At 45.2% G+C, this 12,094-nt stretch carries 9 protein-coding genes; 6 read left to right on the top strand and 3 right to left on the bottom strand.

The window, feature by feature from the left end:
* Positions 1-153 precede the first annotated feature (153 nt).
* The 4 genes from MIC7113_RS06425 to MIC7113_RS06410 all read left to right on the top strand — a co-directional run bounded on the left by MIC7113_RS06425 (position 154) and on the right by MIC7113_RS06410 (position 4,599).
* Positions 154-708: a pentapeptide repeat-containing protein gene (locus tag MIC7113_RS06425; protein ID WP_015181367.1), complete on the top strand. Its 555-nt coding sequence runs from the start codon at positions 154-156 to the stop codon at positions 706-708.
* Between the two features lie 132 nt (positions 709-840).
* Entirely contained in the window at positions 841-1,233 is a 393-nt protein-coding gene (locus MIC7113_RS06420) for a nuclear transport factor 2 family protein (RefSeq protein WP_155897948.1), read from the top strand.
* 358 nt (positions 1,234-1,591) lie between these two features.
* Positions 1,592-3,544, top strand: coding sequence for an alpha-amylase family glycosyl hydrolase (locus tag MIC7113_RS06415; RefSeq protein WP_015181365.1), 1,953 nt, complete (start codon positions 1,592-1,594; stop codon positions 3,542-3,544).
* Positions 3,545-3,753: 209 nt separating this feature from the next.
* The gene (locus MIC7113_RS06410) at positions 3,754-4,599 is read left to right on the top strand and encodes a DUF2927 domain-containing protein (protein WP_015181364.1); all 846 of its coding nucleotides are present in this window, start codon (positions 3,754-3,756) and stop codon (positions 4,597-4,599) included.
* Between the two features lie 108 nt (positions 4,600-4,707).
* On the opposite strand, the gene MIC7113_RS33080 is transcribed toward MIC7113_RS06410, so the two are convergent.
* Entirely contained in the window at positions 4,708-6,012 is a 1,305-nt protein-coding gene (locus tag MIC7113_RS33080; protein WP_015181363.1) for a peptidoglycan-binding protein, read from the bottom strand.
* A gap of 748 nt (positions 6,013-6,760) precedes the next feature.
* Between MIC7113_RS33080 and MIC7113_RS06400 the strand changes: the two genes are divergently transcribed.
* Both MIC7113_RS06400 and MIC7113_RS06395 read left to right on the top strand, forming a co-directional pair.
* Entirely contained in the window at positions 6,761-7,792 is a 1,032-nt protein-coding gene (locus tag MIC7113_RS06400) for a DUF2235 domain-containing protein (protein ID WP_015181362.1), read from the top strand.
* A gap of 361 nt (positions 7,793-8,153) precedes the next feature.
* Entirely contained in the window at positions 8,154-9,341 is a 1,188-nt protein-coding gene (locus MIC7113_RS06395) for an MFS transporter (RefSeq protein ID WP_015181361.1), read from the top strand.
* Between the two features lie 20 nt (positions 9,342-9,361).
* On the opposite strand, the gene MIC7113_RS06390 is transcribed toward MIC7113_RS06395, so the two are convergent.
* Together MIC7113_RS06390 and MIC7113_RS06385 are read right to left on the bottom strand one after the other, a co-directional pair.
* The gene (locus tag MIC7113_RS06390) at positions 9,362-10,135 is read right to left on the bottom strand and encodes a glucosamine-6-phosphate deaminase (RefSeq protein WP_015181360.1); all 774 of its coding nucleotides are present in this window, start codon (positions 10,133-10,135) and stop codon (positions 9,362-9,364) included.
* A 51-nt stretch (positions 10,136-10,186) separates the two neighbouring features.
* A complete protein-coding gene (locus MIC7113_RS06385; RefSeq protein WP_015181359.1) occupies positions 10,187-12,022 on the bottom strand; it encodes a serine/threonine protein kinase in 1,836 nt (611 codons plus the stop codon).
* Positions 12,023-12,094 lie beyond the last annotated feature (72 nt).

The raw sequence follows: 12,094 nt of genomic DNA, 5'->3' as shown, positions 1-12,094 counted from the left end.
TTACAATTATTAAGAAAACATTAGAACAAATGTGTCTTTTGCTACAGTAGCTTAGCTTATAAGGTAGAACAAGACGATTAAGCATAAATGCTTATTTATATTGGGGAGTAAACTTTCTCCGTCGGAGAGAGGCATTCCATTCCAAAAGCACAGATGAAGAAGATACGTGGAGCAGAGCTACTCGCTCAATATGCGAGTGGGAGACGAGATTTCAGCCAAGTAGATATCAGTGGGGCTGACCTATTTGAATCCGATTTACCAGGAATCGATTTGAGGGGTAGCAATCTTCAAAAGACTTACCTGCCCTACGCTAACCTGAGTCAAGCCGACTTGCAGCAGGCTCAGCTTCAGGCCGCGCAGTTGAGTGATGCCCAGCTTTTTCAGGCCAATTTAGAACATGCGAATCTTCAAGAAGCCAACTTGTTTAGAGCCAGTCTGCGGCGAGCCAATTTACGGGGCGCTAATTTGTCGCGAGCCAATCTACAAGGAGCTGATTTAGGGAAAGCTGACCTGAGTTATGCAAATTTAAGTGATGCTGATTTGAGTGGTGCAAATCTGGGTCAAACTAATCTAACTAAGGCTCAGTTAAGTGGCAGTAATTTATTTCGTAGCCATAAGGCTGAACTCTCTGACGCTTACCTGGACAGTTCGACGATTTATCCAGATGGACACCGTCCTCCTTTGCCATCGGGAGAGGAAGGAGATTGAGTCAGATAATCTGCCAAGCGAATGATACATATTGAGGCTGCTCTTGTTATTTATGGTTTAGTTTGCTTTTGCAGCTTAGACATTGCCATAAACCAATCTCCAGCGCTTGCTAACGGGTTGAACTGTTCGAGTATGCACTCATCACAAACAGATACACTACTTGTTGACCCGAAAATCCAACAACTCGTAGAAAGACAGGCTCAGGCTTGGGAAACCGCCGATTCTAAGCAAATCATTGCTGATTTTACGGACGATTGTTTGTTTGCTGTACCGGGTTCTCGGTTCAGGGGGAAACAAGAGGTTAAAGATGCGGCAGATAGTTACTTCGCCGAATTCATGGAGACAAAAGTAACGATAAAACGGATTATTACCAACGGCAATGAGGGAGCTATTGAATGGATTTGGAGTGAGAAAAATAAAGAAACGGGTGAAAAAACTCAAGCGGAAGATGCCATCATTTTTGAGCTTGAGGGAGGCAAGATAAAATACTGGCGAGAATATATTGACAAAAAATCAATCAGCTAGAAAGCAGGAAATTAGACAGCTTCGGTACTAAAGAGGTTTTTTGGTCGAGAACAGGCTCTCGTGTTTAGTTACAAATTACTTCTCAAGCAAGTAATCTCCGATTGCGCCTCTACCGAAAGATATATTTAAGTCGTTTTTTTATCATCAATCTATATATTGCTCTGTTCAATTGACCCTTGACTTAACTGGAGAAAGGGTTTTTAGCAAAAAAGGGTTGTCAAAAACTATCTGTACAAAGAAGAGGGCATTCTGTAGAATGCTAAATTAAGCCCGTCTGAGTAATCTTTATTACCAGACATTATGCACCTCCTTTGACGGATTTAGACAATTCTCTATAAGCGTTTCAATCACTCTTACTATGGTCTCCACTCCTCCCCCTCAATCCTCCTCCTCTCAATATGAAATATCAGAGGCAAAAGTTGAAGCAAAAGTCGATGCTTTAGTTACCGAAACTCCCACTGAAAGTGAAATAGATTTAGAGTTCTTATATACCAGAGATATTGAGTTTCGCCAAGAGAGCATTTACTTTATCGTTGTCGATCGCTTTTATGATGGCGATCCAGAAAATAGTGAAGGCCCAAATCCAGAACTTTATGACTCAGAAGGAAAAGATTGGGGAAAATATTGGGGAGGGGATTTACAAGGAATTATTGATAAACTGGATTATTTAAAAAACTTGGGAGTGACAGCCATCTGGCTTACTCCTTTGTTTGAGCAAGTTGAAGCCTTATTTATTGATAGTGCCGCGATTCACGGCTACTGGACAAAAGATTTTAAGCGGCTCAATCCTCGCTTTATTCACAAAGATGATGACCCGTCTCTAAATAAAACTCAAGAAAGCCGAAATACAGTTTTTGACAGATTAATTGATGAGTTACACAAACGGAACATGAAAATGATTCTGGATATTGTGTGCAACCATAGTAGTCCTGATTTTAGCGGAAAGAAGGGATTACTCTACGATGATGGAAAGCTAATTGCTGATTTTAATGATGACAAAAATCACTGGTATCACCATTATGGTGAAGTGACGAACTGGGAAGACGAGTGGCAAGTGCAAAATTGTGAATTGTCAGGGCTTGCTACCTTTAACGAAAATAATATTCAGTATCGTAACTACATTAAGTCAGCCATCAAGCAATGGCTAGATCGAGGAGTCGATGCTTTACGGATTGACACGGTGAAGCATATGCCGATCTGGTTTTGGCAAGAATTTATTGCTGACATTCAAAGCCATAAACCCGATGTTTTTATTTTCGGAGAGTGGATTTATAGTAGCCCTCTGAATGACCTTTCCGTTGAATTTGCCAATGAATCTGGAATGTCAATTCTAGATTTTGGTCTTTGCATTGCGATTCGACAAGCCTTAGGGGCGGGGGCTGAAGGGGGATTTCACTTAATTCAAGAAATCTTCGACCTAGACGATCACTACTATAGTGCAACTGAGCTGATTACATTTATCGATAATCACGATATGCACCGCTTTCAAACGTTAAATTCTGACCCAGAAATTTTGCGTTTGGCAGTGATCTTGATAATGACAGTTCGTGGTATTCCCTGCATTTATTACGGCACCGAACAGTATCTCCACGATGACACCAATGGAGATATGAACCCTTATGGAAACAACGATCCCTACAACCGTCCAATGATGGATAAATGGGATACTGATAGCCAGCTTTATCGAGATATTCGCTTACTTTCTGGCTTGCGACGGCTCAATCCGGCTGTATCCATGGGCAGTCAGTGGCAAAAGTATTTGACTCCTGATGTTTACTGTTATGTGCGTCGTTATCGGGATTCGCTGTTGTTTGTGGCGATGAATCGTGGGGAATCCGTGACACTGGATGAGGTGGAAACTGAGTTACCTGAAGGAGAGCATACGGATGTCTTATCCCGACAAAAATATGAAGTCAAAGACGGCAAGTTGTATAACTTTCAGTTAGATTCAAAGGAAGTCATCGTTATCAGTCATGTTGGAGAGCGAATTAAGGCGCAAACCATTGTCCGAGCGCAACTTAATGGCGTCCAAACGCAACCTGGTGAAAGGATTGCCGTCATCGGAGATTGTCCGGAATTAGGGAACTGGGATATTGCCAAAGCTTACCCTCTGGAATACATCAATACCAACACTTGGTTTGGGGAAATTCCTTTTAATGAAAGTGCCGGAAAACCAATCGTTTACAAATATGTCCTATTACGTGAAGGTACGTCTCCATTGCGCGAAAACCTGGTTGGTCGTCGTTGGGTGATTGCCAGTGAAGGAACTGTAAAATGGCGGGATAAATGGGCATCTGGACGTGAGTCTTAATTTGGGATAAGCACTTTGGCGGCAGAAAAACCGGAAGAAGCGATCGCTTCTTTGCAAAAAGCTAGAAGCCGATTCAAAGAAGATCGTAGATTTTCCGAGGGAGGCTAACTCTATCAAACACTGTTGCAACAAATTTAGGAGGTAGACAAATTAGCGGTTTTAGCTAAGTACACTTGACATCCTCCTATTCCCCCGCTCCCCATCCCACTATGTCCCAGCGAAATCCTTTTGTTTTAGTCGTCAATTCAGCGATTTGTAGCCTGATAAGTGGTTTGGTGCTATCCACTTATCAGCTACCTAATTATGCTAAGTGGTTAGACACACCGCCAACGACTGTAAATCCCGTGAGTGCTGCTCAAGCTAGCTTCCACCAAGCGGCTGTAGAGCAATCATTACCCAGTAGAAGTTATACAACGACTCAAATTAATTATTTTTTAGAAGTGGCTCTTAAAAGTGAGTATGCCGACTCAGAGCCAACAATTAAAAAATGGGACAGAGATATTAATATCAAAGTGATTGGCTCACCCACGCCGGAAGACCTCAAGACGTTGCAAACGGTTATTGATGAACTCAATACTTTAGTATCAGGAATTCGGTTGCAAGTGGTGAGCCAAGCAGGGCATTCTATTCAAGACATTTCATCCCACAAACCTCGCGATCTCGTTAATAATCCCAATATAGAAATTTACTTTGTTCCGGAATCAAAATTTTTTCAATATGAGCCTAACTACCAGCCTCTCAATTATGGTTTTTTCTGGGGTTGGTGGAATGATAATCATGCCATAGATCGGTCGAGGGTTTTAATTTCTACGGATGGAGTCACTCAGCAAGAACGTTCCCATTTGATTCGAGAAGAACTAACCCAATCTTTGGGACTGATGGAGGATTCCTATCAATACAGCGATAGTATCTTTTATCAAGGCTGGACAGACACCAATCAATATACCGAGATTGATAAAGCTGTGATCGAAATGCTGTATCGACCCGAAATTCAGCCCGGTATGACTCAATCTCAAGTTCTAGAGGTTTTCCGAACCCTCAACGCCAGAAAATAGCCCACACGGAGGTGTGGGCCAAATGAAACACAAGAATCTGTGGAGTTTTTAGTGGCTCCATGTTGTGAAACTCAGTAGTCACAAACCATGGAAACCCACAAGCTTTAATTAATAGGTTACGCTGCTTCCACTATACAAAGCCGCTTGGGTTTGGGAGCCAGCAATGCCGTTAACTTGGATGCCCCGCGATCGCTGAAAGTCTCTCACCGCCGCTTCGGTTACGTCCCCATAATACCCGGTGACTGAAGCGGTATAGAACCCAAGGGTTTTCAGACGATTTTGCAGGTTGTTGACGGCTGAACCACTACTGCCACGTTGCAAGGTAGTTGAGGGGGCACCGCCGCCGCCGACACTGCCACTATTGGTTCCATACAAAGCGGCAGTAGTTTGGGGGCCAGCAATGCCGTTAACTTGGATGCCCCGCGATCGCTGAAAGTTTCTCACCGCCGCTTCGGTTAACTCGCCATAATAGCCCGTGACGGGTCCTGTAAACAAACCAAGGGCTTTCAGCCGATTTTGCAGGTTGGTAACGCTTGAACCCCGGCTACCGCGTTGCAAAAGAGTTGAGGGGGAACCCCCACCCCCCCCCGCACTGCCACCAGCAGTGGTACTATACAAGGCGGATTGGGTCTGGGGGCCAGCAATTCCATTGACTTGGATGCCCCGCGATCGCTGAAAGTCTCTCACCGCTGCTTCGGTTAAGTCGCCATAATAGCCGGTGACTGGGGCGGTGTAAAAACCAAGGGCTTTCAAGCGAGTTTGCAGGTTGGTGACGGGTTGCCCACTACTATCGCGTTGTAAAGTACCGGAGGGTGTACCCCCCCCGCCGCCTGCACTGCCGCCGCTACTACTAATCCAGCGGCTATAAACCCAGTTTCCATTAGAAAGCTGACTCCAACCCCCTGAAGACCGACCATTGAGGGAGATGCTGGTACCATTGGGTAAGCTGCCAACAATCCTACCACCGGGGCTAGAGCGGACATGGAGCGAACCACCTTCAGTGCGGACATAAGCCAGGACACCGGGAGCACCCCCACCGCCGCCGCCACTGCCACCGCTACTACTAATCCAGCGACTATAAGCCCAGTTTCCACTAGAAAGCTGACTCCACCCCCCGGAAGCGCGACCATTGAGGGAGATGAATGTGCCGTTGGGTAAGCTGCCAACTACTCTACCACCAGGGCTGGTGCGAATATTGAGAGGACTGCCGTTGGTTCTTACGAAAGCCGCCATCGCGCTACTAGCGACGCTTAAAATGAGCAGCGCCATCATTGAGGAAATTAACCCAATCCAAGCTGAACTACGTGGCTTCCAGTTCAGTCCCTGGAAGAATTTCCACTCGTCAGCTTCTGGTTCGAGGTGATCTGCCTGTTCGTGATTGAGCGACCAATGAGTGTATGCAAGGATTTCCATGGCTTTTAAAGTAGATGTTAGTTTTGTAACCTGTGTTAAAGTGTGCTGTTTCGTGGGTAATAGCGCACCCCTAGAGCTACCTGACCTAAGAATGTCGGTAGGTTCGATGAGCTACATTTCGCGATCGCAATGCACCCGCTAAAATTTGACTAGACTGCTTACCCATGAATGGCCTGAGCCGCTTTTGGCAAACGATAGACTTAAACCGTCAAGCTGTTCAATCAGTTAGCTTTTTGTCAATCTTCCTTAAGGGTAATTCTCAGAGATTTTCTCTACAGGGAAAATTATCCAAATCACGTTAGTTGTGTGTCTTAGATCGGTTTGCCCTGTGAGCCGAGGAACAAGCGTAGAACTTACTCCTTGACAAAATCAACATTTTTTACAAGAGAACAGATCAGTCAACTGAACTTTTCTACTGCTCTAATGGGTAAAACCCAGGTTGATTGATCCAGGATGCAGGCGAGTGTCAGCTAAAAATTAACGGTTACCACGGTATCTACACAAGAAATCGTCTTAATCCCTGAAAAGAAGGTTCGTTAATTTCAACTTAGTGGAGACTATTACATCTAAAGTTGTGGTCGGTTTCAATCCCTGATCAGGATTTTAGAAAAGACCTACTGATTTGTGTAAGTCAACACCCGATGCTCACTTTTCAAATTCATTCTTAAGATAGATTGACAATTAGAGACCTGTATTAAAAAAGGTTAAAATCAATAACACAATCAACTAGCTTCCATAAACGTAGAGAATGAAACGCCTGATCGTTTGCTGTGATGGAACTTGGCAACAGTTAACCAGTCCTTGTCCAACCAATGTCGTTAAAATTGCACAAGCGATTCAACCGTTCGCGAGTGATGGAACTCCTCAAATCCTCTACTATGAGGAGGGCGTTGGTACGGAAAATGAAGCAGACAAGCTTTTCGGCGGCGCTTTTGGCAAAGGAATTGACGACAATATCCAAGATGCCTATCGTTTTCTTTGCCTTAACTATGTTGAGGGAGATGAGATCTACCTCTTTGGCTTCAGTCGCGGTGCTTATACGGTCAGGAGTCTGGCTGGACTCATTTATAATTCGGGTCTGCTCAGACGTTACCACATCCGCCAAGTGCCAAAAGCTTATGAACTTTACACCAGCCGGGGCAGCAAACCCAGTAGCGAGGAAGCTGTAGAGTTCCGGAACAACTATGGCGATCGCGTCCCGATTACCCTTTTAGGTTGCTGGGATACAGTGGGTTCTTTGGGAATTCCCGATTTAACACCTTTCCTGCACCTAGATCAACGGATTAATAATAAATATAGATTTCACGACACGCAGCTTAATCCCATGATTAAAAACGCCCTCCATGCGGTGGCGATTGATGAGGCGCGTAAAGTCTTCGATGTGACGCCGATGGTAAAAGACCCGGATGCGGAAGAACAAGTTCTACATCAAATCTGGTTTCCAGGAGATCATGGCTGTGTCGGCGGCGGGTTGAAGGAGCATAGTCAGTTATCGGATACTGCCTTGAAGTGGATGATTGATTCCGTTGGCTCCCTAGGGTTGGGTCTGGAGTTCGATCTCAGCCATATTAACCCGACGGTTGACCCTGATTCTTGCTGCGATTTTCATATTGTTGCCAAGAGTCTTATTAGTAAGGCGGCCCTATTGGCAGGTTTCAAACTCCGGGATGTTGGCGATAAGTTTGAAGACTTGCATGAAAGTGTCATACTTCGCTGGAAAAAGCGCTCGGACTACCGACCCGAAAACTTGAAAAAGTACCTCGCTAAACTGGAACTCTAACTTTGATTTTTTCGGCTTCACCTGAGTTGTACAACTCAATTAGACGCGCTGTAACATGCCAATCACCTCGATAGTATATGTGTGTTGCTGCAAACTTTTGAGTCTGTAAAGTAACAACCTATCAAGAAGACAATCTCTTCGGGTCTGTCTACAATAGGCTACAGACCTATTTTCCAGTTCTTTCTTTACCCTTCGCTTCTATGACTTTTCCTCCCTGGTAATCTTATAGAACCCAATCCAGCCCGCGATTCGCCTTACAACTAAGGCGGAGATTCTGTTCGTGGATTCCCCCTCCTTTCTCGCCAACGCCCTTGAAGATGTTGCGCTGGTGTTCAAATTCTGAGGACGGGAGAAGTTCACGATGTCATTGGATAGTAAAAACAAAACGACCAGGACTGTCATTTTATTAACGATTATCTTCCTGGCGATTGAGTTATTAGACGAGCTTGTGGATGGAGTGGGGGGTGCAGCTTATCCGTTGATTCGGACGGATTTGCATCTTTCATATATGCAAGTGGGACTGTTGCTGACCATACCCAATACAATCAGCAGCCTGATAGAGCCAATTCTGGGTATTTTAGGAGATTTGGGTCAGCGACGGCAATTGATTTTGGGGGGAGGCGTTGCTTTTGCTTTTGCATTATTGCTCATTTCCCTCAGTCATCACTTTTTTGGGTTATTAGCCGCGTTTGTGCTGTTTTATCCCGCCTCTGGCTCCTTTGTCAATCTTTCCCAGGCGACGTTGATGGACATCGAACCAACGCGCCACGAGCAAAACATGGCACGTTGGACATTGGCGGGTTCGGTTGGTAATGTCCTTGGACCTTTGGCTTTAGCGGGTGCTATAGGATTAAATCAAAGTTGGCGGAGTGTGTTTTTAATCTTGGCGGTACTAACGGTATTAGTGGTAGGAATCTTGTGGAAGTATCCAATCGTAACTCTAACCGCCTCATCTCAAGTTGAGCAGCCTATACGAAGTTTCAACGATGGTATCCGTCAAGCTATCAACAGCTTAAAACGACGCAACGTAATTCGTTGGTTAACGTTGTTGCAATGTTCAGATTTAATGTTGGATGTTCTGCGTGGTTTTTTAGCCCTGTATTTTGTTGATGTCGTGGGTGCAAGCAACACACAGGCGAGTTTTGCTATCACCGTATGGTTGGGGTTTGGCTTACTTGGAGATTTTCTCCTGATTCCCTTACTTGAACGAGTGCAAGGACTCGCTTATTTGAGGTTGAGTGCAATGATTGTTTTGTGTCTTTACCCGGCTTTTTTGGTTGTGCCTAATATTGATGTTAAGTTAATCATTCTCGGCTTGCTGGGGTTCCTGAATGCAGGTTGGTACTCTATTCTTCAGGGGCGATTGTACACAGCGATGCCAGGGCAGAGTGGTACCGTCATGACGCTCAACAACCTGGCGGGTTTCGTGGGTGGTTTAGCTCCGTTTGTACTGGGTTGGGTTGCTCAACAGTATGGTTTGCCACAAACAATGTGGATGCTACTCATAGCACCCATCGCCTTACTCATTGGGCTTTTTAAGGTTGAATGAAATGAAGATTATTAAGGGAATTAAAGCATTGTTGCCGCATCGGCATCCAAAAATAATATGGCTTGAGATTTTGTTCGCAGGATTGAAGCTGGATAATCTTCAACAATTGAACCCTGCAACATTGTTTTTACCGCAGATGCTTTATGTTTCCCTGGTGCGAGACAGAGAATTTTTTGAGCAGAGCAAAGCATGGGAAGGGTCAGCGTAAAAGCATACTGTGGCACAGCTTCAAGAACGGGAAAATCACCGCTTTTCATTTGTGCAAGACGCGTAGATTCGTCAAGCTTTACGAGTTTCACAGAATGAGGGTCATTGAAATCAGCAACAGATGGCTCATTAAAAGCCAAATGCCCGTTTCCTCCAACTCCTAAGCAACATAAATCAATGGCTTGGGCTTGTAAAAGTTGGGTGTAGCGCGAGCATTCATCTAACGGTTGCAATGCGTCACCTTTAATGTAGTGAAATTGAAAGGAGGTAACTTGATTTTCCACCCGCTCTTTTAAGTAGCGACGGAAACTTGCAGGATGTTCGCTATCAATTCCTAGAAATTCATCGAGGTGAAAAAAGGTCACTTTAGACCAATCCACCCCTTCTAAAGCGCTTAGAGCGTCTAGAAACTTAATTTGTGAATTGCCGGTTGCCAAAATAACAGTAGCTGTACCTTTTTGGAGAAGTACAGACTGCAAATAGTTTTGGCAAAGCTGCGCCGCATCTAAAGCCAGTTCAGCTTCGTTGTGATACTGACGGACTGATAGAGCATCGACTTGAAAGGTTTTTTGGGGCGTATGCAACATGATGGTGCTTTTTTAGCTACCTGTAGGGTGCGTCGCGACGCACCCTACTTTTCACTCTAGCCGACTGGGTATTGTTTTAAATTTATCGGCAGAGCCGAGAGAGTATTCCTGAATCTGGAAGTCACCAAAGGGTTTCTTTTCTAGGCGCGATCGCAGTGCTTCATCAAGAACAACTCCTGGTGTTTCTTGTTTCACGCCAATAATAATCACACTTCTTTGGTAAGACGTTTCATCCTGATTGGAGTTACAATTATCTCCTCGAAATTGACCTAAATTTAATAAGCGATAATTTTGGACGCTGGGCACCTGACTAAATAATTTTTTACCTAAAAGCTGGATTTGCTTAGCTCGTTCAAACGCCCGACGCTCTTCCTGGGCAGACGACCCTTCACAAGAGGCCGTTCCTACGGCAATAATCTGACTTGGATTTTCCATAATCCGCTGAATTCCTTCTGATTCGAGGTCAGATTTTAAAGTATCAAGCGGAATGACGCGATCGTTATATTTCACTTGATAGGAACTGCCCAATTGCCATTGATATTCTCTGGAAAGAACTGCTACGTTGAACTCAGCCGTTCTCCCTTGACTATCTGTTCCTTCTACATAAGGAAAGTAATCAACCTCTCCTTTCTCTTCAGGAATTTGAGCATTTTTAGGCCACGAACGCCGGGAAGGAGAGTCTGAGTCGAAGAAGGCTAAGGCGGCTAATCCGATTAATCCTAACAGTAAGAGAGCCGCCAAAAAAGCTAGGGGGTACAACTTATCCCGTTGATGATCTTGGGCTGGCTGTTGATGAGTGTCAGTAAAGCCCATCTTATCGAGCAGAAATGCCCAAAAAGCGAAAAAGGGCCATCGATCTCGCTGATTTTGTTGGGGTGGCAAGGTTGTCGTTTGTAGCGGTGGCAACTGTTGAGTGCGAGGAGTGCCCACCACATTGACGGTTTCCACCGCACTTAAACCCGGTTGGCGTTCGAGTTCTGCAAGACGATCTAAAATGGCTTGAGCATTGGCAGGGCGCTGATTGGGATCGCGCATCATCAGCCAATCCACCAAATTCAACAGTCCCGGTGAAATCCCGGAGGTATGACTGCGCCAGTTCAACTGATCTAACCGGGCATCATACATCGTATTGGGATACTGTCCCGTGAGTAAGAAGACAAAGGTGCGTCCTAACGCGAAGAAATCGGATTGCACCCGTGCTTCCCCATTAGCTTGTTCGGGTGGGGTGTAACCAGAGGAGACAATAGCTGTAATCCCTTGTCCTGAACCCAGTTTGGCGAGGTAAGTTCGGGTGACTTCCCTGGCTGTGCCAAAGTCGATTAACACCAACTGACCCCCCCCTGCTACCCCTTGGTAAGGGGGGGTACGCAGCATGATGTTAGAGGGTTTAATATCCCGATGCAGGTAATGCTTGTCGTGTATCAGCTTTAAAATGAGAGCGAGCTCCTTTAACCAGGCGATCGCATCCAGTTCCGTAATCGGGCGATTCCCCCGCGCTTCCATCCACTCCTCTAAGTTGGAGCCTTCGATTTTTTCCATGACAATGCAGTGCAAGGATGGGCCATTTCTGGTCTGATAGGGGAAGTAGCCATCTACCTTGGGAATACCGGGATGAGAAAGCTGTCCTAATACTTCTGCTTCTTGTTTGAACAGTTCTACGGCTTTCGCGTCGCTGTTGAGATTCTCTTTGAGGACTTTGAGGATTTCGGGCGTCCCCTGTTCGTCAGATTCGTAGATTATACCAAAGCCACTTTTGTCACTCAGGAGGCGCGTCACTCGATAGCGTCCATGTAAGAGTAGGTCAGAACCACAATTTTCACAGAAGCGGTTGCGAGTGTTATCGGGATCGTCGGGTTTACGGCAGTGAGGGTTAATACAAAGTGACATGGATGGCTAAGCGATCGGTATCTTCCCAACTATAAATAAGGAATTGCCAAGACTCCACCCTCTGACCGAAAA

The sequence above is a fragment of the Allocoleopsis franciscana PCC 7113 genome, from assembly GCF_000317515.1.
GTDB classification, from domain to species: Bacteria; Cyanobacteriota; Cyanobacteriia; order Cyanobacteriales; family Coleofasciculaceae; genus Allocoleopsis; species Allocoleopsis franciscana.
Note: the sequence above shows the minus strand (reverse complement) of the source record. Positions and strands in the feature narration are given on the sequence as shown.